25 protein-coding genes and 1 pseudogene are annotated in these 22,578 nt (G+C 46.3%); 17 read left to right on the top strand and 9 right to left on the bottom strand.

The features are described 5' to 3' along the window. Nucleotides 1-153 precede the first annotated feature (153 nt). From GJU82_RS04795 to GJU82_RS04760, 8 genes are all read left to right on the top strand, one after another. Entirely contained in the window at nt 154-576 is a 423-nt protein-coding gene (locus tag GJU82_RS04795) for a DsrE family protein (protein WP_153631105.1), read from the top strand. Nucleotides 577-588: 12 nt separating this feature from the next. Then, nucleotides 589-1,125: a DsrE/DsrF/DrsH-like family protein gene (locus tag GJU82_RS04790; RefSeq protein ID WP_228488569.1), complete on the top strand. Its 537-nt coding sequence runs from the start codon at nt 589-591 to the stop codon at nt 1,123-1,125. Between the two features lie 15 nt (nt 1,126-1,140). Continuing rightward, nucleotides 1,141-1,392: a sulfurtransferase TusA family protein gene (locus tag GJU82_RS04785; RefSeq protein ID WP_153631104.1), complete on the top strand. Its 252-nt coding sequence runs from the start codon at nt 1,141-1,143 to the stop codon at nt 1,390-1,392. A gap of 23 nt (nt 1,393-1,415) precedes the next feature. After that, nucleotides 1,416-1,811 carry a hydrogenase iron-sulfur subunit gene (locus tag GJU82_RS04780; RefSeq protein WP_153631103.1) on the top strand — a complete coding sequence of 132 codons (396 nt, stop codon included), beginning with the start codon at nt 1,416-1,418 and terminating at the stop codon, nt 1,809-1,811. A 29-nt stretch (nt 1,812-1,840) separates the two neighbouring features. Beyond that, the gene (locus GJU82_RS04775) at nt 1,841-3,136 is read left to right on the top strand and encodes a CoB--CoM heterodisulfide reductase iron-sulfur subunit A family protein (protein ID WP_153631102.1); all 1,296 of its coding nucleotides are present in this window, start codon (nt 1,841-1,843) and stop codon (nt 3,134-3,136) included. A gap of 158 nt (nt 3,137-3,294) precedes the next feature. Continuing rightward, nucleotides 3,295-5,232, top strand: coding sequence for a CoB--CoM heterodisulfide reductase iron-sulfur subunit A family protein (locus GJU82_RS04770; RefSeq protein WP_153631101.1), 1,938 nt, complete (start codon nt 3,295-3,297; stop codon nt 5,230-5,232). Nucleotides 5,233-5,266: 34 nt separating this feature from the next. Next, nucleotides 5,267-5,551: a hypothetical protein gene (locus tag GJU82_RS04765; protein WP_153631100.1), complete on the top strand. Its 285-nt coding sequence runs from the start codon at nt 5,267-5,269 to the stop codon at nt 5,549-5,551. A 6-nt stretch (nt 5,552-5,557) separates the two neighbouring features. Beyond that, the gene (locus GJU82_RS04760; RefSeq protein WP_153631099.1) at nt 5,558-6,679 is read left to right on the top strand and encodes a 4Fe-4S dicluster domain-containing protein; all 1,122 of its coding nucleotides are present in this window, start codon (nt 5,558-5,560) and stop codon (nt 6,677-6,679) included. A gap of 139 nt (nt 6,680-6,818) precedes the next feature. Here the strand turns inward: GJU82_RS04760 and GJU82_RS04755 are convergent, their stop codons facing one another. The 5 genes from GJU82_RS04755 to GJU82_RS04735 form a co-directional block, all read right to left on the bottom strand. Then, nucleotides 6,819-7,322: a hypothetical protein gene (locus tag GJU82_RS04755; protein ID WP_153631098.1), complete on the bottom strand. Its 504-nt coding sequence runs from the start codon at nt 7,320-7,322 to the stop codon at nt 6,819-6,821. Continuing rightward, nucleotides 7,300-7,953 carry a metal ABC transporter permease gene (locus GJU82_RS04750; RefSeq protein ID WP_153631097.1) on the bottom strand — a complete coding sequence of 218 codons (654 nt, stop codon included), beginning with the start codon at nt 7,951-7,953 and terminating at the stop codon, nt 7,300-7,302. Before GJU82_RS04750 ends, GJU82_RS04755 begins: the two co-directional genes overlap by 23 nt. Next, entirely contained in the window at nt 7,947-8,966 is a 1,020-nt protein-coding gene (locus GJU82_RS04745; protein ID WP_153631096.1) for a DUF1893 domain-containing protein, read from the bottom strand. The genes GJU82_RS04750 and GJU82_RS04745 overlap by 7 nt, the downstream gene beginning before the upstream one ends. Before the next feature lie 97 nt (nt 8,967-9,063). Next, nucleotides 9,064-9,834, bottom strand: a complete 771-nt coding sequence (locus GJU82_RS04740; protein ID WP_153631095.1) for a sulfite exporter TauE/SafE family protein — start codon at nt 9,832-9,834, stop codon at nt 9,064-9,066. Nucleotides 9,835-9,884: 50 nt separating this feature from the next. Continuing rightward, nucleotides 9,885-10,235 carry a rhodanese-like domain-containing protein gene (locus tag GJU82_RS04735; protein ID WP_153631094.1) on the bottom strand — a complete coding sequence of 117 codons (351 nt, stop codon included), beginning with the start codon at nt 10,233-10,235 and terminating at the stop codon, nt 9,885-9,887. Between the two features lie 386 nt (nt 10,236-10,621). On the opposite strand from GJU82_RS04735, the gene GJU82_RS04730 reads away from it, so the two are divergent. The 6 genes from GJU82_RS04730 (at nt 10,622) to GJU82_RS04705 (ending at nt 15,661) form a co-directional block, all read left to right on the top strand. Further along, on the top strand, nt 10,622-11,182 hold the full coding sequence (locus GJU82_RS04730) for a transporter (RefSeq protein WP_153631093.1): 561 nt from the start codon (nt 10,622-10,624) through the stop codon (nt 11,180-11,182). Between the two features lie 105 nt (nt 11,183-11,287). Next, nucleotides 11,288-11,602 carry a hypothetical protein gene (locus GJU82_RS04725; RefSeq protein WP_194830966.1) on the top strand — a complete coding sequence of 105 codons (315 nt, stop codon included), beginning with the start codon at nt 11,288-11,290 and terminating at the stop codon, nt 11,600-11,602. A gap of 209 nt (nt 11,603-11,811) precedes the next feature. Then, a complete protein-coding gene (locus GJU82_RS04720) occupies nt 11,812-12,237 on the top strand; it encodes a hypothetical protein (RefSeq protein WP_153631091.1) in 426 nt (141 codons plus the stop codon). A 111-nt stretch (nt 12,238-12,348) separates the two neighbouring features. Continuing rightward, entirely contained in the window at nt 12,349-13,587 is a 1,239-nt protein-coding gene (locus tag GJU82_RS04715) for a pyridoxal-dependent decarboxylase (RefSeq protein WP_153631090.1), read from the top strand. Nucleotides 13,588-13,646: 59 nt separating this feature from the next. Then, nucleotides 13,647-14,321 carry a hypothetical protein gene (locus GJU82_RS04710; protein ID WP_153631089.1) on the top strand — a complete coding sequence of 225 codons (675 nt, stop codon included), beginning with the start codon at nt 13,647-13,649 and terminating at the stop codon, nt 14,319-14,321. 350 nt (nt 14,322-14,671) lie between these two features. After that, nucleotides 14,672-15,661: an aldo/keto reductase gene (locus tag GJU82_RS04705; RefSeq protein ID WP_153631088.1), complete on the top strand. Its 990-nt coding sequence runs from the start codon at nt 14,672-14,674 to the stop codon at nt 15,659-15,661. 93 nt (nt 15,662-15,754) lie between these two features. Here the strand turns inward: GJU82_RS04705 and GJU82_RS04700 are convergent, their stop codons facing one another. The 4 genes and pseudogenes from GJU82_RS04700 to GJU82_RS04685 form a co-directional block, all read right to left on the bottom strand. Then, the gene (locus GJU82_RS04700) at nt 15,755-16,408 is read right to left on the bottom strand and encodes an HAD family hydrolase (protein ID WP_153631087.1); all 654 of its coding nucleotides are present in this window, start codon (nt 16,406-16,408) and stop codon (nt 15,755-15,757) included. A gap of 147 nt (nt 16,409-16,555) precedes the next feature. Then, nucleotides 16,556-16,846 (bottom strand): annotated as a pseudogene (locus GJU82_RS17375) (DNA alkylation repair protein); the annotation flags it as partial. 419 nt (nt 16,847-17,265) lie between these two features. Further along, on the bottom strand, nt 17,266-18,915 hold the full coding sequence (locus tag GJU82_RS04690; protein WP_228488764.1) for an ATP-binding protein: 1,650 nt from the start codon (nt 18,913-18,915) through the stop codon (nt 17,266-17,268). Nucleotides 18,916-19,077: 162 nt separating this feature from the next. Then, complete coding sequence (locus tag GJU82_RS04685; RefSeq protein ID WP_228488567.1) at nt 19,078-19,581, bottom strand: YebC/PmpR family DNA-binding transcriptional regulator; 504 nt, start codon at nt 19,579-19,581, stop codon at nt 19,078-19,080. 178 nt (nt 19,582-19,759) lie between these two features. Between GJU82_RS04685 and GJU82_RS04680 the strand changes: the two genes are divergently transcribed. The 3 genes from GJU82_RS04680 to GJU82_RS04670 all read left to right on the top strand — a co-directional run bounded on the left by GJU82_RS04680 (nt 19,760) and on the right by GJU82_RS04670 (nt 22,575). Further along, entirely contained in the window at nt 19,760-20,542 is a 783-nt protein-coding gene (locus GJU82_RS04680) for a Mut7-C RNAse domain-containing protein (protein ID WP_153631085.1), read from the top strand. A 74-nt stretch (nt 20,543-20,616) separates the two neighbouring features. Further along, on the top strand, nt 20,617-20,922 hold the full coding sequence (locus GJU82_RS04675; protein ID WP_194830965.1) for a hypothetical protein: 306 nt from the start codon (nt 20,617-20,619) through the stop codon (nt 20,920-20,922). Nucleotides 20,923-21,177: 255 nt separating this feature from the next. Beyond that, nucleotides 21,178-22,575 carry a tryptophanase gene (locus GJU82_RS04670; RefSeq protein WP_153631083.1) on the top strand — a complete coding sequence of 466 codons (1,398 nt, stop codon included), beginning with the start codon at nt 21,178-21,180 and terminating at the stop codon, nt 22,573-22,575. Nucleotides 22,576-22,578 lie beyond the last annotated feature (3 nt).

Below are 22,578 nucleotides of genomic sequence, written 5' to 3'. Positions count from 1 at the left end.
CTTATCGGCGCCAAATGTAGTAAAAAAAGTGATCGATGTCACACTGAAACAAAATAAACCTCACACCGATTTTTTCTCCCCCTGCCGCTTATGTCTATACTTTTACCCGTGTTAATATGTTAATGTTTACATAATTATTAAAGCAAGAGAATCATGCCTAAAAGAATGACCCTGGCGCTTTTTTCCGGAAGCATCGATAAGCTCACTGCAGCTGGGATAGTACTGACGGGTGCAGCCGCCGATGACATGGATATCGATGTTTATGTGCTTCTACAAGGGGCACGTGCATTCAGAAAAGATATTGCTACAGATGCAACCAAACTGGAAATGGCCGAAAATCCTCAGCTGAAACATGAGTTTTTGGATTCGTTGAAAGCACTGAATGTGAATCCCTGGCTGGAGTTCTTTCGCGATGCAAAAGAGATTTCGAACGTGAAAATTCATGTTTGCGGTTTGGCCGGAAAAATATGGGGCGCCGAAAAATTGGAGGATTTTAATGAATTAGTTGATGATATCGTGGGTATCAGCGAATACATTACTGCAGCCCAGGAATCAGACGTACATTTATTCATCTAAAAAGTATTGATAGTGGAAGAGAAAATTTTAGAACTGGAACGTCGAATTAAGCAACTGGAAGCAACCAAAAAGAAGGATCAACTTTCAATGGTTATTTTTTCGGGAGAACTCGATAAGCTTCTGGCAGCAATGATTATTGCTACCGGCGCTACTGCTATGGATATGGAAGTAAAGCTTTTCTTTACCTTCTGGGGCCTTTCCGCTTTGCGCGACAAAAAGAAAAGAGCACAGAAAAAAGAACTGACATCCAAAATGTTCGGTGCCATGCTTCCTAAAGGAACTTCGGAAGTGAAACTTTCGAAAATGAATATGGGCGGAGCGGGTTTAGCCATGCTTAAGTCTTTGATGAAGAAAAAGAACGTTGCCTCTCTTGATGATTTGCTTAAAACAGCAGGCGAGTTGGGCGTCGAAATCAACATTTGTGAGATGTCGATGGGCCTAATGGGATTCAGTAAGGATGAAATGATTGATTATCCGGGACTGAATTACTGCGGTGTGGGAACCTATCTCGCTGACGCGGAAGAGAGTACTGTTCAGTTATTCATATAATTAAAACTCAAAGTTATGTCACAAGAAGAATTAACTGCCATCCAGGCAGACAAAGTTGTTGATGCTCGGGGTACTGCGTGTCCCGGACCGCTGTTGGCTGCCAAAAAAGCCATCGCTGAAATCACTTCAGGTCAGGTAATGGAAGTATTGTCAGCTGACGAAGGTACCAAGAAGGATATTCCCAAATGGGCAACCAAAAAAGGCCATGAGTACATGGGAACCGTTGAAGAATCAGGCTTTTTCAAAATTTATCTGCGCAAAGCGTAAGCTTAAAAAAAAGAAAAACTAAAATGGCGAATAAAGCTCCTAAAATTTTAGTGTTTTCAACAGAAAAGATTTCCGACCCCGCGATTGATCTCGCGGGGTTGTTGAAAATGCACTACCCGCCAACTGTTTATTCCATTTCGTTAAGATGTTCCAGTTCGGTTAAATCGCGATGGATCATGCGCGCTTTCGAGCAGGGATTTGATGGTGTATTTATTGCAGCCGACGGAACCGATTGCTCTTACGGCGAAAGCTGTGTGGATAAAACGGCTGCCATTATTTCCCAAACACACGAAATGATGAAGGCAAAAGGGATTGAACCGGCCCGGCTAAAGATGGCGGCATTGTGCTCGGTGTGTGCCGAACCGTTTGTAAAACACATGAAATCTTTTTACAAAGCACTTTCCCAAACACCGGCGTAAACGGAATTTTTTACGATTAGAAATGTAACATGGAGAACGAAGTTTTAACATATGACGCACTGGTTGTTGGTGGCGGAATTGCCGGCGAGGAAACAGCGCTGAATTTGGCTAAGATGGACTATAAGGTCCTTCTGGTGGAGAAGGAACTCTCGATTGGCGGTAAAATGATTCTGCTGAGCAAGGTTTTTCCTACACTCGACTGTGCCGCGTGTATTACCACACCGAAAGTTTCGGAAACAGCACGTCATCCCAATATTACTATTTTTACCGGTAGCGAGGTAAAAGGAATTGAAAAGAAAGGCGAACGAAATTTTGAAGCTCGCATTTTACGCAATCCCCGTTATGTAAAAGAAGATGCCTGCACTGGTTGTCAGGAGTGCGAACTGGTTTGTCCGGTGGTGGTGAAGGATCAATATCAGTATAATCTTGTTGGCCGGAAGGCCGTGTTTGTACCCTTTAGCATTGCCAATCCGCGTATTGCTGCCATTGATATCGAGAACTGTTCGTTGTGTGGTGCCTGCGAAAAGGCTTGTCCGTCGGATGCCATCGACTTTACACAGGAGCCTGAGGAGAAGACGTATCAATTCAAAAGCGTAGTTGTGGCCACCGGATACAAACTTTTCGATCCCATTAAGATGCCGCGTTACGGTTACGGCAAATACAAAAATATTGTCACCTCTATGCAGATGGAGCGTGAATTGGCGCCCACACGTCCATTCAACACCGTATTGCGTCCCGGCGACGGGAAAATGCCCGATAACCTGGCATACGTTCTTTGTACCGGATCACGTGACCATACCGTGGGAAATCCCATTTGCTCGCAGGTTTGCTGCATGTATTCCATCAAGCAGGCCCAATTGTTATTGGGCTCTCTTCCCATGGCCGATGTAACCATATATTACCTGCACATTCGCTCGTTCGGTAAAGGGTTTAACGAATTCTACGAAACGGCAAAAGGCATGGGCGTTGAGTTTGTGAAGGGTAAAATTGGAAAAATTTCTGAAAAGGAGAATGGAAACCTCGTTCTGAGGTACGATGATATTGATACCGGTCAGGTAAAAGAGGCTGAACACGATATGGTGGTACTTTCGGTTGGTATTCTGGCTAACGACGAAATAGGACCGGTTTTCAAAACACAGAAACTGGAATTCGATGATTATCGCTATGTGAAGCAAGTTGATGAGCTAAAACGCCCGGCGATGACGAATATTGATGGTGTTTATGTGGCTGGAGCTGCGTCAGGACCGATGGATATTCCGGATTCGATCCTTTCCGCTGGCGCAGCATCATCTGAAGCAGCCAGTTACCTTGCAGAAGTTGAGTAATTGATTGTATCAGTGACTGTAAGATTGGCTTACTTGAATAATGAATTAAATTAATTTAGGAATATTTCCCGGCAAAGTTTTCGATGTTTTTGCTTTTTCGGAACGAATAAACGCTTCGTCGCGGCATCCGGGGTTTCCTAACTTTCAACTCATTTTACATGAAGAACAAAATTGGCGTATACGTTTGTCACTGTGGCGGTAATATTTCCGACGTTGTTGATGTCAACAAAGTCAGGGAAGAGGCCGAAAAGATTGACGGCGTTGCCATTGCCAAACATACCATTTTTGCCTGCGCCGATTCCTCCCAGAAGGAAATCGCGGAGGATATCAAAAACCTGGGACTCGATGGAATTGTCGTGGCTTCCTGCTCCCCAAAACTACACCTCTTTACTTTCCGTGCAGTTGCTGAACGGGCAGGATTGAACCCTTACAACTATGTTCAAGCAAATATCCGCGAGCAAAGTTCGTGGGCTCACTCCGATGATAAAAAGGGTGCCACCGAAAAGGCCATTGCACTGGTACGCTCTGCTGTAGAGCGGGTTTCTCACTCAGTAGCCATGGAACCGGTTTCCATTTCAGCAAAAAATATAACGACTATAGTGGGTGCCGGAGTGGCCGGAATGAAAGCAGCTATTGAACTGGCTGATATGGGCTCACAAGTATACCTGATTGAAAAATCGCACTATGTTGGTGGTCGTACTTCGCAATGGGGCGAACTTTTCATGCCAGGCGAAACAGGAAAATCAGTTGTATCATATCTTTACCAGGAAGTAAAGAAGCGTCAGAATATCAATCTGTTTACTGGTGCCGAACTTGTTTCCAAGAAGGGGAGTGTCGGTAACTTTGAGATTGAGGTGAAAATTACTCCGCGTGGCATAAAGAAAGATGCTGGTACTTCGGGACTGGAGAAAGCCATTCAGGTTTGTCCGGTGGAAGTTTCTGATGAATTTAACTTCGGCATCACCAGGCGGAAAGCCCTGATGAATTTTCATCCCGGTCAATTTCCGGAAATCGCCTCCATCGATGCTGCAAACTGTACCCAATGTGGTAAATGTGCTGAAATAAGCGAAGCCGTCGATTTGAACCTGGCAGAAGAGCGTATTACGCTGCAAACTGGCTCGGTCATGATTACCACCGGCTTTGACCCGTATGAACCGGAAAAATCAGAATTCGGTTACGGCGATTATGACAACGTCATCACATTACCACAACTGGAGCGTCACCTGGAACTTAACGGTAAGGATCTCGTGATTAACGGAAAGAGAATCCGGAGCATGGCGTACATCTATTGTGTCGGAAGTCGTCAGCCGGAAGGCGAAAACAAATATTGCTCACGTTACTGCTGCACCTCTGCTGTTCACAGTGCCATTAAAGTCCGCGAAAAAGTGCCCGGAATGACCGTTTATCATATCAACCGCGGTATTCGTACCTACGGAAAACAGGAGATCCTTTACGAACAGTCATCGAAAAACGGCGATATCTATATTCAGTTCAATGAAGATATGTTCCCGGAAGTTTCAAGGAATGGAAAGCATACGGTAGTTAAGGTAAATGATATCCTGACGGCTGGAAAAGAACTGGAGATTGAACCTGATTTGGTGGTTCTTGTCACCGGAATGGTCCCAAGGAAAGACAATGCAATTGGTGAGTCACTGAAGATTCCTCGCGGACGGGATAAATTTTACAACGAAATTCACCCGAAACTGCGCCCGGTGGAAACCACCATCGATGGTGTGCTGATTGCCGGCGTTTGTCAGGGGCCAAAGAATATTACCGAATCGGTGAAATCATCACTTGCGGCAGCAGCCAAAACATATTCGCTTTTGAAACGCGAAGAGATTACTCTCGAACCCATTATGGCAAGTGTTGACCCCGATAAATGTGAGGTATGCGACAGCTGTTCAACGGCCTGTCCATTTGGCGCTTTTGAGTTTGTGGAAGGAAACGGGAAAAAAGTAGCCCGTGTCATCGAATCAAATTGCAAAGGTTGCGGAATGTGCCTTCCGGTATGCCCGACCGATGCCATTGAGCTTTCCGGTTACACCAATGCCGAAATTGAAGGCATGATTGATGCCCTCATGGAAAGTGAATATTAACGCCGAATTAGTAAACTGTATAACAATCGATAAGATGGCAGGAGAAAAACAACGTACCGTCAAGGTAATAAAAGAAAAGCGGACGATTTCGGATGAGGTGAAAGCCAATATCAAGCATTATAATAAAATGAAGAAGTTGATCAAAGAGGCATTGAAGGAAGGACCGAAAACCATTCCGGAAATTGCCCGTGCAACTGAACTTCCCGCCCATGAAGCAACCTATTATGTGATGTCGATGCGAAAGTATGGCGATGTGGTGACCGGCGAGATCGATGACATGGACGAGTATTTTTACTATCACTTGAACCAAAAGAACTAAACAGTTATGTCAAAGGTAGATCCTAAGCTGGCAAAAGATATAGCAAAGTACGGGGCGGTCGATTTCAGCGCCTGCTACAACTGTGGTAATTGTACAGCCGTTTGTAACCTGACGGAAGAGAATGCCAGTTTTCCAAGAATGATGATTCGCTACAGTATGCTGGGAATGAAGGAAGAAATTCTGAGCAGCAAAGAACTCTGGATGTGTTATCACTGTGGTGATTGTTCTACAACCTGTCCGCGCCAGGCCGATCCGGGCGAATTAATGGCTGGTTTGCGTCGCTACGCCATTGCACATTACGAGCCTTCCGGCATTACAAGGCTCATTTTTAAAAGCAATCCTTTCTCCATCTTGCTGACCCTTGTTTTGGCTACGATACTCGGTTTTTTCCTGATGACGCTGAAACCGGAATTCATTGTTTCCCGCTGGATTTTCAGCTGGATGCCTTATGCCGTTATTCACCTGATGGGCCTGATTGCCTTTTCTTTTACGGGATTAACAGCTCTCTTGGGAATTGTAAGCATGGGCCGCAGTCTGAACCGAAAACAGAATGCGGACAACGCAAGTAAAACCAAAAAACCAATTATCCAATCAATTGGCGAGGTATTAACTGAGGTGGGAACAATGGGACGTTACCAAAAGTGTTCAACCGACGAAGGTGAATACTGGAGTACCAAACCCAACCTGGTTCGTCCGTGGTTTGTCCACTGGTCTATCATGTGGGGCTTTATCGGCTTGCTGGTAGCTACCATTCTCGACTTCCTGTTTAAGGATCCCGCAACTGCTATTTGGTTACCTTCCCGTATTCTGGGTACCGTTTCCGGACTGCCCCTGATCTACGGAACTTCGATGGCCATGTTTTATCGTCTTACGAAACCAACCAAAACATATGAGACTACAAAACTGGCAGATTGGTTATTCCTTGTTTTTCTATGGCTTGCCGGTCTGACTGGATTTTGGATGGAAGTAGCTGTTTCGTTTAATTTGAACGAAACGTTGGACCAGGTAATATTTATGGTGCATACCATCATTTCCATGGAACTGGTTATTTTGTTTGCCTTTTCCAAATTTGCACATGCGGTGTATCGACCAATTGCACTGTATTTTCTGGCCCGAAACAGAAAATAGATATTTCTCTCAATCAATCAATGCTCATAATCCGGCTTCCGCCTGTTTCTCAGGTCCGAAGCTGGATTTTTCCTGGGGTATTATTGCGTTTTGGCAAGGCTGGAAACTGGCGGGCTATTTTATTGCCTGGCGAAACCGTCTACTTTGTTACAATGCAAGAAGCCCGGGTTAATTGCTGCACATTGTACCGAATTACATCCAGGAGGGTCTTGGTCTGATGTGTACCCGGAAAATTAAGCAACGAGACCAGTTGGGCATCAGGGAGCACTTCCTTCAACGGTTTTCCTACCGGGTTGTGTGCGTTGTCAATGATTAACACAGCATGGGTTTTAGCCATGTCAGCGATTTGACGGGCTTCGGGTGGGGCCGGACCAAAAACACCGGCGACCTGCAAGCCAAGCTCTTTGGCCATAGGTTTTTGAAAGAAGTGAACTAACACCGGCATGTTTAGTATCCCATCTTCCATTAGTGTCTCCTTTGCCTGGTTAATAACTGTTGCAATCTGCCGGATATTGGTTTCCGCTTGTTCTGTTGTTCCGAGCCTTTCGGCAATTTTCATGATGGATTTCCGAATGGTCGGTATATCATAGCGAGTATCGATTTGCAACATTTTGCCCTCATCAACATGTAATCCTTTTCGCATGTAACGAAGCGATAAGAGCCGGCAAGAGTAGCAATGCGTCAAGTAACAGTGCGCCGATGAGTTTCATGGCGGCAGCTACGGTAATGGCTGTCAGCAGGATGATTGCGTAGTACAGGCGTTCCTCGTTAACACCCGAAGAAAAGGCGATTTCGCGGTCGAAAAACACCGCCCGGAGCTTTCTCCGGTAACGGAACTGAAAAGCCAGTAAAAGGCCTGAAAAGGCCATGACGCCGATTACCTCGTGCCAGCTGAGGGCGAACAGGCTGCCCCACAACAATGAAAGTGTATCCTGTGCGGGAACATTGAATTTATAGATGAAGATAAAGGCCAGCGAAATGGAGATGACCATCATGAACATGCTGATTTGCCCCGTGTCGACCTGCTTGGAGCGTGAGGTTTTGGTCATCAGCAGCACCATCAGCAGGTTGACCAGCATCGTGGTCCAGAACGGGTTATATTGCATGGCCAGCGCGATAGCACCTCCCAGAATGGCGCCATGCATCAACATGAATCGCAATGGGAGCAGGTTCATGCGCAGCAGGTAAACGCCTGTTACCGGGAAGGTGAATCCGGCTAAAGCCAGTACCAGCAGACCTTTCAGGATGGGAGCGAGGGAGAGTATCTCTAACATAACTGTCCTCCTTTAAGCTCTTTCCGCGGCCAGTTCAGCTGATCGAGCCAGGCGGTTTCGTGAGAAACCAGAATCATGGTTGGCGCTTCGGTGGAACTCAGTTCATTTAACAATTCCAATAAATCTTCCTTTCCGCCCGAATCGAGAAATGACGTCGGTTCATCAAAGAGCAGCACACGCGCATTTTGACAAAGACAGCGAGCAAGAGAGACTCGTTGTTTTTCGCCGCCGGACAAACTGTGGTAGGATTGCTTGGCTAAATGAAGACTGCCGGTTCGCCGCATGGCTGCTTCCACCCGGTAAGTAATTTCTTTTGAAGAAAGTTTACGTTCGCTAAGTCCGATGGCTGCTACCTCTTCGGCGGAAATCGGGAAGGTATTTTTCACATTCTCCTGATGCACATAGCCCACCATGTTCCGCTTTTGTCGCCACTCATTGCTTCCAACATTGATGTCTCCAATGCGGATGGTTCCCTGAACGGGTTGAACAAAACCGAGAATGGTCCGCAGCAGTGTGGTTTTGCCGGTACCGTTGGCCCCGTGAATCACTAACTGTTCGCCGCGTCCCAGTTCCAGGCCGAGGTCTTCGAGAATGCTTTTTCGTCCGATATCGACCGTAAGGTTCTCAATTTTTACGGGTAAACCCTGGACACGTCCGGCACGCTTTCGCAGAAAAAGGTAAGCATCGTCGATGCTCATGGCATCGGTAATCAGGTCTTCGGTACGGCACTGAATATGTTCCACCAATTCGCCGTAGGAAAATTCAACACCGTGTGCCCTGAAAACCGGGATAGCCCGTTCGCTGAGCAATTCCACGCGACAGCGGGTGATTCCCAAACGAACCATTAGACAGGCTGCTGCCTTTCCCGCAATTTTATCGTGCACGAAAAGTTTCGAAGGTGGTATGTTTTCCCCTTTCAGATAGTCTTCGAGTTCGAACAGCGGATGGAGCCAGTGTCCGTTACTGGTAAAAACCGTTTCTTCTCCGCGCCTGACGATGAGTGAGTGTTCCAAAGGCCGTTAGTTTTGCCCGTCAAAATAAGACTTTTCGGGCAAAGCACAGAATGGCAACGGGGGAAAATGGGACAGATGTTGATTCCGCGAAACCGGATTATACCAGTTCCAACAGATTTTGAGCGAAAATTCCTATCCCGATAAGGATAATGAAAATGGAAAAGATGTAACGCAGCCGGGCCTGATTGAGGCGTTTGGCGTACCAGGCGCCGATGATTCCGCCCAGCGAACCTCCAATAACAAATATCGCGCTTATCGTCAGGTTAACTTCGCGTCCCTGAATGAGGTAGCTGGCCAAACCAAAACTGCCAAACAGGAAAATGATGAAGAGGGAAGTGGCAATGGCTTCTTTCATTTTGAGGTGTGCGCCCAGAAATAGTGCAGGTACCAGGAGAAAGCCGCCGCCCACGCCGAAAAAACCGCTGGCAAATCCGGTGAGGAAACCCAGCACGATAATCCGGGTGTAGTTGATTCTTCCCGGTTCAGCGGATTCGTCCGTTTGGCTTTTTTTCTTCCGGGTCATCAGGTAACCGATGAAAATCATCAGGAGGGCGAAGAAGAGCAGCAATACCGGCCCTTTGAATTGTTTGTTGAGCAGTGCGCCCAGGTACGTACTGACGAGTCCCGGTGCGGCCATCAGGAAGGCAATGCGAAATTTTACCAAAGACTGTCGCATGTAACTCACCGAAGAAATCAATGAAGTGACACCCACTGCAATTAGTGAAGTCCCGATGGCCAGGTGAACATCCTGACCAACCAAATATACCAACAACGGCACAGCCAGTATGGAACCACCGCCTCCGGTCATTCCCAAAGCACCGCCCGATAATAATCCGCTAAGAAGGGCATAGAGGTACGCTAAAATCATGGTTTATGTGGTTAATCAATTGATGTTGTTAAGCCATCAGGGTTACCAGTTCATTTTGTCGTTTTCCGGACCTTAACCGGAAACCCGCAATCTACCCAATTGTCGATACCATACATCAGGTTAATGACATTATTGTATCCCTGTTCTGTTAGATAGGTCGTTACCTGAAAACTCCTTATGCCACTGTGGCAGCCAACAATGACCTCTTTATCGCGGGGAATTTCGCTGATCCGGTTGACAAATTCACTTAACGGAATATGCAATAAATCTTCCACGTCGTAGGCTTCCTCTTCAAGTTCCTGTATCTCCCGCACATCCAGCAACACGGCTCCGGTTTTTATTTTTTTATACGCTTCAGCGGGAGCCACCTCTTTTATTCCTTGAGTCATTCGTCTGTTCATCTTTTCGAATTTAATAAATTAAACATGAGCCATCTTCAGATGACCGATTAATTAGCAGGATGATTTAGCAGGAGGTTGGTTAGCGGTTATTGCCAAATTCCCGGAACGAAATGCATTTCCTTTTGAATTCACAGGCAAAATAAAGGCTTGAAGGTCAGGAAAGCAAATCGTCAATTGTTATATGTTATAACGGGATGTTATAATATGCCGGACAGTCAGGTCTTTTTCCTGAAGAGTAAAATGAAGACGCTGAAGAAGATTAAAGTGAAATTAACTTGATTTTAATCGGTTTCCGCTAGTTGGAACTAGATAAGCGCACCTGACTTTGGGTATAATTGATAAATGAGCATTATGAAAGGAAAAGTTAAGAGGTACGTCATCAGCACTTGTATTTTGAAGTTAATTACGGTATCGTTCCCGGAATGCAGGTTCATTTGCTGGTTCCGTTAAATTACGCAACCACTCCGCACCAGCCGGCACAATTTGGATATGCAGACACGGAACTGGGGGTGAAATATTGCTTCCTGAAGGAAACCAAAAACCGCCCGCAAATTGGCGTTTTCCCGATTGTAGAGGTTCCTACCATCAAGAACAATGCATTTAGCGATGGGAAAGTAAAAACGTTTATTCCGGTGTGGGCCCAGAAATCGTGGAATAAAGTGACCACATACGGAGGAGTTGGTTACCTGATTAATCCGGGCAAGAACAATGAGAATTCACTTTTCGCCGGATGGGAAATGCAATATGATTTCTCCAATGTTGTGACCATGGGCCGAGAACTGTATTTCCAATCGGCCGATACGGTCGACAGTCAATCGACGACAGGTTTTGATTTGGGAGGTTCGGTGAATTTCAGTCCGAAAACACACCTGCTCTTTTCCCTGGGACAAAGTTTAACGAACACAAGCATTACGAGCTCCTACATTGGCTTGTTGTGGACCATCTAAATGGATGATTTGGGTGCGTAAATACCCGTGTTTACTGGTGCAGAGATGAACCGAGGTCGTGCAAACTACTCCGCGATTCATGCAATGGACCCGCGGACTGCCTCAATGTCAGTTTGGAATCATGCAAACTACTCCGCAATCTTTGCAGAGAACTCAGCGGTCAAAGAAAACTACTCCGAACAGCGTACGAACTACTGTGTGACCGATGCAGAGAACTCAACGATGAATGCAGAGAACCCGGCAGGCCGTTCAACAGACCCGGTGATGAGAACAATGAAAGTGACGGACGGCCGGGCAGAGGTTTTTCCCGGAAGGATGAACCGGGTGAGGATGGTAACGAACAGTTGTAATGACGAAATCACATCGCCACCCGTACGTGAACACGCCAGTTACCGCGTGTCCCGGTTTTTTGTCTTTTAATGATGTTTAATCAAAGAATTCCTCGAGGCTCTGCCTCGGGGATAGTTCGTTTCAATAAATTTGTTTATTGACATCCGAAGTAAGGAGAATGGCCTGAAATTGCCTAACTTGAATATCCGTTAACGACGGTCTTAAATAAATAAAATTCTGAAAGTTGACTATCCCCGTGGCAAATTACGAGGAATTATTTAATTAAAATATTACCCCATATGCCTGCACGAATGATGAACCGTTTTAACTTTTTACTGGGAGAATGGAACCTGGCTTACACCATTCCGGAAAGCAGCCTGAGCTCGGCCGGAACCGACACCGGCGTGGGTAAATTCACCAGGGAGATGAACAGCCGCTACGTGGTTTTCGATTATGCCACTGTTTCGGGCGGTGAGGCCAGGGGAATTTTTGCCTGGGACGAAAAAACGGAGATTTACCGCTACTGGTGGTTCGAAAACTCGGGTAATTTCCTGGATGCATCCTGTGAGTTCCTCGATGATGATACCCTGGCCATGAACTGGCACAACACGCTGCTGGTGCAAACCTTTATCAAAGAAGGCCCGGACAAAGTGGTGCTGAAGATGCAGTACCCTGCCGTTGACGGAGGTTATGAATTGATTATGGAGGTGGTTTTTACACGATAAGTCGGATGAAATATAGAAACCACCGCAATGTTCGCCCGGAGGGAGTTCTGACATTCATCACATGCTTTGACTGTTTGCTTGTTTATCTTTGGGCCGGATAAAAATTGGACTATGCGTTATTGGAGAAAGTTAACCGGAGACGAAATCAGAGAGCGGGTATTTGGCGCTTTGAACCGGAATATCAACTATAAAGAAAGAACCACGCTGGGCATTCCGGCTTCGCACCTCGACGAGAATGTGTTTAACCAGGATGCGACATACCTGAAAGATGCGCCGTTTCTATCGGCCATGGTCCGCAACCCGAACCACATCGGGTGTCATACGCTGGGTGATTCGGAGCAATTTTTTGCCGGAACGCAGCAGGTTGAACGGGAACTGATTGCCCTGGTAGCGGAAGATATCCTGAAAGGCAAACCGGATGCGCACGACGGTTATGTAGCGTCGGGTGGAACGGAAGCGAATATGCAGGCTATCTGGATTTACCGCAATTTTTTCATTCGCGAAAGCGGGGCAAAAAACAACGAAATAGCTATTCTTTGCTCGGCCGATTCCCATTATTCCATGCCCAAAGCCGGAAATATTATGAACCTTCCGGTGATTTCCGTTCCGGTAGATGATACGGCCCGTGAAATTCAGGCGGAAATCTTGGACCAAAAACTGGAAGATGCAAAGGCATCTGGTATCCGGTGTTTCATCGTGGTTTCGAATATGATGACCACCATGTTTGGCTCGGTTGACCGGGTAGAGACCTATGTTGCTGCATTGAAAAAGGCAGGTGTGGAGTATAAAATTCACATCGACGGCGCGTACGGCGGGTTTGTTTATCCGTTTAGTACCACCGATGAAGATCTGACCTTCCTGAACCCGGAAATTACTTCGTTTACGCTGGATGCACACAAAATGGTACAGGCTCCGTTTGGTACCGGTATTTTTCTTATCAGGAAAGGCTGGATGAAGTATGCTGCCACGGAAGAAGCGCAGTATGTGCAGGGAATGGACACTACCATCATTGGAAGCCGCTCGGGCGCCAATGCCATTGCTGTTTGGATGATTTTGCAAACCTACGGGCCACATGGCTGGTTCGAGAAGGTTCATATTCTGAATTATCGCACCGAATGGCTCTGCAACCAACTGGAAGAACTCCACGTGCCTTTTTACCGAAATCCATCATCGAACCTGGTGGCCATGCGCGCGGCCAGTATTCCAACCGCGTTGGTTGAAAAATACGGACTGGTTCCCGATAGTCATAGTAAACCGAAATGGTACAAAATTGTGGTGATGGAGCATGTCACGGTCGATCACCTTATGCCGTTTGTCGAGGATTTGCAAGCTCACCTGGCCGGTAAGTAATCTGCTTTTTGCAGAAGCACAAGCAGATAAAATTTGTAATTTAGACCGAAAATAATGCCATGAGAATATTTTACGTTATTGCGTTCCTGTTGATGTTACTGGTGGGGGGTAAGGTTTCGGCTCAAATCAGGGCAACAACAGCTTCCGGGAATAAGGTCCTGCTGTTTTCTGACGGTACATGGAAGTACGATGAAGGACAACTCACAAAAGATACGCTTCCGAAGGCTCAGTCACAGACTGCTGTCACACCGGCACCCGCTTCCTGGTCAATGAAGATCGATTCGAGCCGGGCCGACTCGACTTTGAAGGTGCAAATTATCGATGTTTCCAGTCCGCGACTGGCCCGTTTCTTTGGCGACGCAAATGGCCGGATGCGTTGTAGCGCCGAGTGTGCCAACGAAAAAGGAGTGATATCCATTCGCCTGGAATGGGCTGCTGCCGTTGGGGATGCCAATCGCTACTTCGGTTTCATGAAAGATGTGAAAGACGTGACATTTGTGTTGGCGAACGGTCAGGCGTTGAAATTTCAGTACAATCCCGATTTCAAGGAGCACTTTTTCAACGATTATAACATATCGTATTATAACGGTTCGGTTACACTCTCGAAAAACGATATTGGTGCATTCCTGTCTTCCCCGGTTGTCCGCATCGATATGGACTGGAAGAAAGCGCCGGAAGAATATGAGGTGAAGGACACGCGGTATTTTATGGATAACCTGCCAAAAGTTTTATAGAAAAATGTCGGTGAAGTGAATAAATTTCCCGGCAGGTGATGCATAATAACTTCATTTGTACAATGCCTACGGCGTAAATTTTTCCGGTGGTGGCCGCTGTTGCTACAATACTTGATGCCCTACGGGCAAGTCGTACGCGAATGAAGGTAATCATTGAAATGGTAAATTGGAAAGGAGAATTTGGCGACCGAATACCGCGTAGCGGTTTTAGTGTTGTAGAAGGAAGGCATAGCGTTTTAATGTTTCCCCGGGGATACACAAACACAGCCTTCTGAACCTTTCCTTTTTTCTTTTGTTTTTCCCGGTAGGAGTTTCATTCGAAACCTTATAAAATCAAAATATAAAAAAAAATGGAATATAGAAGACTCGGAAAATCCGGATTAAAGCTAAGTACATTATCGCTGGGAAGCTGGGTAACATTCCATCAGCAAATCGATGACAACAAAGCTGATATGCTGATGGGACTGGCTTACGACCACGGCATCAACTTTTTCGATAATGCCGAAGCCTATGCCATGGGCGAAAGCGAAAAAATGATGGGACGTGTCTTGAAAAAGAAGCAGTGGGACCGTACTTCGTATGTGGTTTCGAGCAAGGTGTTTTTTGGTATTCACGGCGAAGATAATAAGCCCACACAACGCGGACTCTCGCGCAAGCACCTGGTAGAAGCCTGTAACGAAGCGTTGCAGCGTTTGCAAACAGATTACCTTGATTTGTACTTCTGCCACCGTCCCGATAAGGAAACTCCCATTGAAGAGGTGGTTTGGACCATGAATCATTTGATTCAGCAGGGAAAAATTCTCTATTGGGGAACATCGGAATGGAGCGCTGCAGAGATTATGGAGGCGTTCATGGTAGCCGAAAAATATCGTCTGATTGGCCCGACCATGGAGCAGCCGCAATACAACCTCTTCGAGCGGACCAAGCTCGAAAAAGATTACCTCACGATATTCGAGGATGTCGGTTTGGGTACGACCATCTGGAGTCCGCTGGCTTCGGGTCTCCTTACGGGAAAATACAACGACGGAATCCCGAAAGGTTCGCGTTTGGATGACAAACAGATGGAATGGCTGAAGAACAACATCCTGAACGACAATAAAATTGAACGGGTCCGGAACCTGCAGAAAGTGGCAGACGAGCTGGGAACCTCGCTGGCGACTTTGTCAATTGCCTGGACGATTAGTAACCCGGATGTTACGACCGCTATTTTAGGTGCGACCCGAAAAGAACAGCTGGAAGAAAACCTGAAAGCGCTGGAAGTGTACCCGAAACTGACGCCGGATGTGAAAGACCGGATTGACGAAATTATGGGCACCAAACCGGTGCCACCGATGTTGTAAAAAATTATCGAAACAAAATAAAAGCTCCTTTGCTATAAGCAGGGGAGCTTTTTTTATTTAGCAAATCTTTGTGTAGTAGTTGGAGACATTGCGTTAATCAAACAAATCCATAAGTTCTGAAGAATTTTTGAGCACTTTTTGCGCACCGTTGGCACGCAGCTCTTCTTCGCCACGAAAACCCCATAAAACACCCACGGCATACATCCCGGCATTACTGGCGGTTTGCATATCCACGTCCGTGTCGCCCACGTAAATCATCTCTTTTGGATCGACACCCATATCATTACTCATCTGAAGCGCTTTTTGCGGGTTGGGCTTTTTTAAAGCTTCATCCGTCAGGCCAGAGATAATATCGAAATATTCGGCGGGAAGCAGCGCCCTGGCGGTCTTTTGCGTCATTTCATCTGCTTTATTCGACAGGATGGCGAGTTTTAAATTGCGACTAGCGAGTTCGTCCAGCATATCCGTAATCCCGTCGTACGGCTTGGTTTTGTTGACACAGTTTTCCTTATAAAGATTGTACATCGTTTCGAAATAAGCCTGAATCGTTGCTTCGTCCCGGTGCGATTCGGGGAGGGCTTTCCTTACCATATTTTTGATGCCGCTACCGGTGAACAGCTGGTACGCTTCTGTGTCGTGCGTTGGGAGGTCATTTTCGCGGAGTACCCGGTTCATCGAATCGGCAATATCTTCAATGGTGTCGAGCAACGTACCATCCAAATCAAAAATAATTCCTTTAAAGGGCATACATCTGTTTTTATGGATACAAACGATTGGAATAAGCCAACAAAATTAAGCATTTTGGCGAAGCATCACAGGAATGTGCCCATTTCTTCCTTCCCCAAAATAGTATTGGCAGAAACAAAATCAGTTATCCCTGGCAGCTTTCAGCATCTAACGGTAACCTTTTTGTACCAGGTCGTCGGCATCGGGGAGTAAAATGTCAGCGATGGCTAATGTGCCTTTCAAAAAAAGGACTCTTCGTGTGGGGATAATCAACGAAACAGCAGCAGTGCGTTTCATCCAACGGCTCTTTGAGGTGGCAAACTCCCTTAATTGGGCCGGAAACTCCGGGTACATCATTACAAAGTCCGCAACGGTGAGATTGCACCGCGTATTGCACGAAGCCCGGTTGTTTACGCAATATGATACACGCTTCTCAAACACCCTAAAATCCCCGGGAGTGTACTGTTCCCGGAGATATTAGGACCAATTGCAGGCTAGGGCCGACTCCTCCGGGTTGCCCGACTGCCACAACTGGTCACACAGAGCAAAAAACATCGGTCCATCAAAATTTTTATGGAGCAAAACCATTTCTGATCGCATCTCTAAAAACTTTTAGATCGAAAAATTGCATCTGCCCAGGGCTCCGGGCTTTCATCGGGCCGCACCCTGTCGGAGTTTCCAACCACTGACGGGGTAATGGGGGCAGGAATGTCGTTACTTCACGGCAAACTGAAGAGGGTTGAATATTTATTGGGGGCTTCGTATTATTCAACTCACAGGGGTCGTTACATGCCGGGCTTTAGCCCAATCTTCCTGCAAAGAAAATCCCGGCCGGTTTTCGAAATCTGTCGGGATAGAGGGTTGGGGGTATGGTTCGTTTATTTACTGAAATACTTCTGCCGGACGGCTTTTAGTTTGTACTTGTTCACGGGTTTCGCGAAATAATCGTTGCATCCCGCCTGGATGGCTTTTTCGCGCTCGCCGGTAAGGCCAAATCCTGTTAAGGCAACAACGATAACATTCTTATTAAATTCCCGTATCTGCCGGGTAGCTTCATAACCATCCAACCCGGCCATTTGCACATCCATCAAAATCAAGTCGATGTCGGGATTGTTGCGGGAAATTTCTACCGCCTCCTCACAGGTTTTGGCCAGGAGAATTTCATTTCCAAACATTTTCACTGCAATGGATATTATCAACTCCGATGTTTCATCGTCTTCGGCAATCAGCACTTTCAGTTGTCCGTTCTCATCGTCCGGTTCGACAACGTAGGCTTCGTTTTCGCCCAGGTTTCGCTCTTCCGGTCCTTCGGCAAATGGCAGGGTGAAATAGAAGACAGAGCCTTTTCCAACTTCACTTTCCACCCAGAGCTTTCCGCCTTGTTTTTCGATGAACTCTTTGCAGAGAATCAAACCGAGTCCGGTGCTGGCCTCTCCTTCGGTTCCTTCGCGGTTGACTTTACCGTCGAGGTGGAAGAGTTTGTCCAACATTTCCCTGTCCATTCCAATCCCCGTATCGGCAACTGCTATTTCGATAAAATGGTTGGGCAACACTTTGGCCGCAATGTCTACTTTTCCGCCCCTTGGCGTGAATTTTATCGCATTGGAAACCAGGTTCCGGATGATGGTCTGCACCACACTGACATCGGCCAGTACCTCAAGATTGTTGGGAATGGTACAGGTAATTTCAATCTCTTTTGTTTGGGCCGGTTCAGCCACAATATCCAAGCTTTCCATGATGATGGAGCAGAGGGGAATCACTTCCGGGTTGAACAAAATCATGCCCTGCTGCATCCGTGACCATTGCAGCAGGTTTTCGAGTAAGCGGTACAGATGGGAGACCGAATCGCGCATCGTGAGGGTGAACTTCCGTATCTCCTCCATAGTGAAGTCTTGCAGGTTTTCTGCCATAATTTGGGTGAGGCCCAAAAAACTGTTGAACGGGCTGCGCAAATCGTGCGCGATGATGGAGAAGAATTTGTCCTTTTCGGCATTGCTGATCAACAGCTCTTCATTCATGCGTTTGATTTCGGCTTCGGCATTCTTCCATTTGGTGATGTCCCGGTCGATGCCCCGGTATCCTTCCAGGTTTCCTTGTTCGTCGAGAATGGGAACGCCATTGGTGAGGATGCAACACAATTCGCCATCCTTTTTAATGTTCCAGTTCTCCAAATCTTTGATGATGGCCTTTTGGGCCATCATTTCCGCAAACAGCGGGGCGATCCGCTCCTTTTCTTCCGGAGGCATAAAATCGAAGGGGGCCTTCCCGATGATATCATCCGGCGACGAGCCGAACATGTCGATGCCGGTTTGCGATGTGTAGGTGTAAACACCTTTTTCGTCGACTTCCCACACCCAGTCGGTTTGGCTGATGTCGCGAAGGCGTTCTTCGCTTCTCTGCAAATTCAAATCTGCCTGCTTCCGGAAAGCGATGTTTTTGTCGTATTGTTTCTTTAGCGATTGGTACTTCTGTTGCAATTCCTGCAATCCGGTAATGAGTTCTTCTTTGGTTTTGGCGCTGTGTTTCATCACGCAGGTTTTATTAGGGTTCCCGTTCGTCCGCCGGTTGCGTTTAACCGGTTATATGTGGTGTTTCAGTTTTACATGATTGGGTGTAGTAATATGGGTAAAAAATTTCTTTCCCCGGGTATTATGAAACAGGTTTTAATCATAGATATTATTCATTGCACATTATTCATCCTCGGCGAAGATTTCCTGAACCCCAAAATCAATCAGTTCCAGTTCCAGCTCTTCCAGGTCGAGGCCTTCTTTGCCTTTTACCTTGAAGTTGCATTTGTGCCCGAACATGAAGTCAACCGAGCCCGAAGTACCCAGCGAGCCGTTGCACTTGTTAAAATAACTGCGCACATTGGCAACGGTGCGGGTGGGGTTGTCGGTGGCAGTTTCCACCAATACGGCAATACCGTACGGTCCGTAGCCTTCGTAAACCAACTCTTTATAATCGGCCTGATCTTTCGATATAGCCCGTTTAATTGCCCGTTCCACGTTATCCTTGGGCATATTGGCCGCTTTCGCGTTTTGAATCAGCGCCCTCAGGCGCGAGTTGGCGGCCGGCTCGGGGCCATTGGCCTTAACAGCGATAGCAATTTCTTTTCCCAGTTTGGTGAAAGTTTTGGCCATGGTGCCCCAGCGTTTCAGCTTCCTGGCCTTGCGGTATTCAAAGGCGCGCCCCATACGTTATTTTCTTACAGATATTGAGTTTTGTGATTTTTCAGGGTGCAAATTTAAAAGATTTTTAATTTATTCTTGTGCAAGCCCAAAAATGACGGTAAAAGTCACCGTATTATCCATAAAAAATGAAATTCCGGATTCCCGTAGAAGGATTTCTTATCTTTGATAACAAGACGGTCCGATGAAAAAACTTTCTTTTATATGGATTCGTGCTTTTGGTAACCTGAATGACTTTCTGTCATCCGATTACCGGCAAAAACCTTTTAGGGTAAAGCTTCGATTGGGGCAAACAGTGAAGGATGCGGTGGAATCGGTGGGTATTCCCCATGTCGAGATTGATGTTCTGACCATAAACGGCCATTCAGTTAGGTTCGAAGCACCACTTTCTTCTGGTGACCTGGTGAATGTTTATCCGGCAGCTAAATTGTTAGACGATACTTCCATTATTCATCTTCGTCCGGTATTATCTGAAGAGATACGTTTCATACTGGATGTTCATTTGGGTAAACTGGCCAAATACCTGCGTATGCTGGGTTTCGATACGATGTATCGTAACCAGATGGATGACGATGTGATTGCCAATATTGCGGAAGCAGAAAACCGGATTGTACTGACCCGTGATTTGGGTATCCTGAAATATAAGCGCGTATTGTATGGTTACTGGCTCCGTTCACAGCATTCCAAAAAACAACTTTCGGAAGTGATTAATCACTTTGATCTCTTTCGGGCTATTCGTCCGTTTACCCGGTGTATGCATTGTAATGGACACTTGAAGGAAGTGCCCAAAGGGGAAGTAGCGAAAGAACTTGAAACCGGTACCCGCCGTTACTACGACCAGTTTTATCGTTGCACCAACTGTGGCAAGATATTTTGGGAAGGTTCCCATTTTGCCCATATGAACCTGTTCATTGACGAATTCCTCGATAAAATGAATCCAAAGGATTCGGACGTTTGGAATACCTGATGATTACCAAAAGGCTATTGAAGCCATTCTTTTCAGCGCCGGCACCGGGATAGGAAAATTCAACCGAGGTGGTTATGATACACGCTTCGGGAGTTATTTATGACAACGGTGAATTCCAGGTAACAGTTATTCGACGAATAGGGCTGTTGAGGATACTCCGAAATTTTACAGGTTTGTACAATGGAAACTTCATTCGTGACAAACATGTAACGACGCAAACTGCACGACAAATTATCTTCGGTCCCAACAAGCCTATTCCGGGTGGACCCGACGGAGAGACACTGAAACGTGGACATTATACATTGCAGTTCCTTCCGGGAAAAATCAATGTAATTTACGGAAATAACCGTTGTTTTTCGCATCCCACCCGGGTAGAATAACCTTCTGTAAAATAAAAATTGGCATTACCCTTTTCTCCTCCTTTACAGGCACTGCGCCTGTTTCATTCCCTATATTTGTAACATAAGTAAGGGAGTTAACATGAAAATGTCCATTTACACATTTGGGCTGATTTTTCAGCTGTACCGGAATCTGAAGAACAGGGATTCTTATAATTAATCCATCACATTCTAATTGATAACAATTGATTCGGCTTTAGCCGGATTTTACCTGAACACCCTAAATTTAAAATTAAGATGGATTTACCTTTTACAGAATGCTATAAAATAAAAATGGTTGAACCTATCCGGAAAAGTACCCGGAAAGAGCGTGAAGAATGGATCAGGAAAGCGAAATTCAACCTGTTTAACCTCCGGAGCGAGCAAGTGTTTATCGATCTGCTGACGGATAGTGGGACAGGTGCGATGAGCGATCGCCAATGGGGAGCTATTATGACCGGTGACGAAAGTTATGCCGGTTCTTCTTCCTATTACCATCTGAAAGAAACCATTAAAGACGTTACCGGATTTGAGTATTTTCTCCCCAGTCACCAGGGACGGGCTGCTGAAAATGTGCTGTTTTCGTCGCTGATTAAGGCTGGTGACTTAATTCCCGGAAATGCTCATTTCGATACCACAAAAGGGCATATCGAGTTTCGCCATGCCGATGCCATCGACTGTACGATTAACGAGGCTTACGACACCACGAAAGAGCATCCGTTCAAAGGAAACGTGGATTTGGATAAATTGGAGCATGTATTGATTTCCAATCCAAAGGAGCGTATCCCGATGATTATTGTGACGGTTACCTGTAATACGACCGGAGGTCAGCCGGTCTCGATGCAGAACCTGAAGGATGTGTACCAGATGGCAAAAAAATATGGTGTCACGGTTATTTTTGATGCAGCTCGTTTTGCCGAGAATGCGTATTTCATCAAAATGCGTGAGCATGGTTACCGGAATAAGCCGATTAGGGATATCGTACAGGAAATGTTTTCTTATTCCGATGGCATGACCATGAGTTCGAAGAAAGATGGCCTGGTGAACATCGGTGGTTTTATGGCCTTCCGGGAAAAAGAGATGATAGACAAATGCTCGATGCATACCATCATGTACGAAGGGTATATAACCTATGGCGGCATGAGTGGCCGCGATATGAATGCGTTGGCTGTTGGTCTTCAGGAAGTGGTTGATTTTGACTATCTGGATACCCGCATACAGCAGGTGAAATATTTGGGCGACAAACTCATCGAATATGGTGTTCCGGTCCAGCAACCCATTGGCGGGCACGCTGTTTTTGTAGATGCCAAACGTTTTTTGACACATGTTCCCAAAGAGGAATACATTGCCCAGACGCTGGCCATCGAGCTGTATCTCGAAGGTGGCGTTCGTGGAGTGGAGATTGGTACGTTGCTGGCCGACCGTGATCCGCATACGCGGGAAAACCGTTATCCTGCCTTGGAACTGGTTCGCTTAGCCATTCCGCGGAGAGTTTATACCAACAATCATATGCACTACGTAGCTGCGGTATTGAAGAATGTTTACGACCGCAGGGACCAGATAAAACATGGATTTAGTATCACCCACGAAGCGCCCATTTTGCGACATTTTACGGTCGAATTGGAACGGGTGAACAAGGAGGCATCTATGAAGTAATTA

Origin of the sequence: Prolixibacter sp. SD074 (genome assembly GCF_009617895.1) — a bacterium.
Lineage (GTDB): Bacteria > Bacteroidota > Bacteroidia > Bacteroidales > Prolixibacteraceae > Prolixibacter.
Note: the sequence above shows the minus strand (reverse complement) of the source record. Positions and strands in the feature narration are given on the sequence as shown.

Bases quoted from the DNA above. Each gene is read 5' to 3' on its own strand.
- GJU82_RS04785 (WP_153631104.1), top strand. From the start codon at position 1,141: ATGTCACAAGAAGAATTAACTGCCATCCAGGCAGACAAAGTTGTTGAT.
- GJU82_RS04720 (WP_153631091.1), top strand. From the start codon at position 11,812: ATGCCTGCACGAATGATGAACCGTTTTAACTTTTTACTGGGAGAATGG.
- GJU82_RS04795 (WP_153631105.1), top strand. From the start codon at position 154: ATGCCTAAAAGAATGACCCTGGCGCTTTTTTCCGGAAGCATCGATAAG.
- GJU82_RS04680 (WP_153631085.1), top strand. From the start codon at position 19,760: ATGAAAAAACTTTCTTTTATATGGATTCGTGCTTTTGGTAACCTGAAT.
- GJU82_RS04735 (WP_153631094.1), bottom strand. From the start codon at position 10,235: ATGAACAGACGAATGACTCAAGGAATAAAAGAGGTGGCTCCCGCTGAA.
- GJU82_RS04670 (WP_153631083.1), top strand. From the start codon at position 21,178: ATGGATTTACCTTTTACAGAATGCTATAAAATAAAAATGGTTGAACCT.
- GJU82_RS04770 (WP_153631101.1), top strand. From the start codon at position 3,295: ATGAAGAACAAAATTGGCGTATACGTTTGTCACTGTGGCGGTAATATT.
- GJU82_RS04725 (WP_194830966.1), top strand. From the start codon at position 11,288: ATGTCAGTTTGGAATCATGCAAACTACTCCGCAATCTTTGCAGAGAAC.
- GJU82_RS04740 (WP_153631095.1), bottom strand. From the start codon at position 9,834: ATGATTTTAGCGTACCTCTATGCCCTTCTTAGCGGATTATTATCGGGC.
- GJU82_RS04760 (WP_153631099.1), top strand. From the start codon at position 5,558: ATGTCAAAGGTAGATCCTAAGCTGGCAAAAGATATAGCAAAGTACGGG.
- GJU82_RS04750 (WP_153631097.1), bottom strand. From the start codon at position 7,953: ATGTTAGAGATACTCTCCCTCGCTCCCATCCTGAAAGGTCTGCTGGTA.
- GJU82_RS04710 (WP_153631089.1), top strand. From the start codon at position 13,647: ATGAGAATATTTTACGTTATTGCGTTCCTGTTGATGTTACTGGTGGGG.
- GJU82_RS04675 (WP_194830965.1), top strand. From the start codon at position 20,617: ATGATACACGCTTCGGGAGTTATTTATGACAACGGTGAATTCCAGGTA.
- GJU82_RS04705 (WP_153631088.1), top strand. From the start codon at position 14,672: ATGGAATATAGAAGACTCGGAAAATCCGGATTAAAGCTAAGTACATTA.
- GJU82_RS04755 (WP_153631098.1), bottom strand. From the start codon at position 7,322: ATGCGAAAAGGATTACATGTTGATGAGGGCAAAATGTTGCAAATCGAT.
- GJU82_RS04765 (WP_153631100.1), top strand. From the start codon at position 5,267: ATGGCAGGAGAAAAACAACGTACCGTCAAGGTAATAAAAGAAAAGCGG.
- GJU82_RS04685 (WP_228488567.1), bottom strand. From the start codon at position 19,581: ATGGGGCGCGCCTTTGAATACCGCAAGGCCAGGAAGCTGAAACGCTGG.
- GJU82_RS04715 (WP_153631090.1), top strand. From the start codon at position 12,349: ATGCGTTATTGGAGAAAGTTAACCGGAGACGAAATCAGAGAGCGGGTA.
- GJU82_RS04780 (WP_153631103.1), top strand. From the start codon at position 1,416: ATGGCGAATAAAGCTCCTAAAATTTTAGTGTTTTCAACAGAAAAGATT.
- GJU82_RS04690 (WP_228488764.1), bottom strand. From the start codon at position 18,915: ATGAAACACAGCGCCAAAACCAAAGAAGAACTCATTACCGGATTGCAG.
- GJU82_RS04700 (WP_153631087.1), bottom strand. From the start codon at position 16,408: ATGCCCTTTAAAGGAATTATTTTTGATTTGGATGGTACGTTGCTCGAC.
- GJU82_RS04775 (WP_153631102.1), top strand. From the start codon at position 1,841: ATGGAGAACGAAGTTTTAACATATGACGCACTGGTTGTTGGTGGCGGA.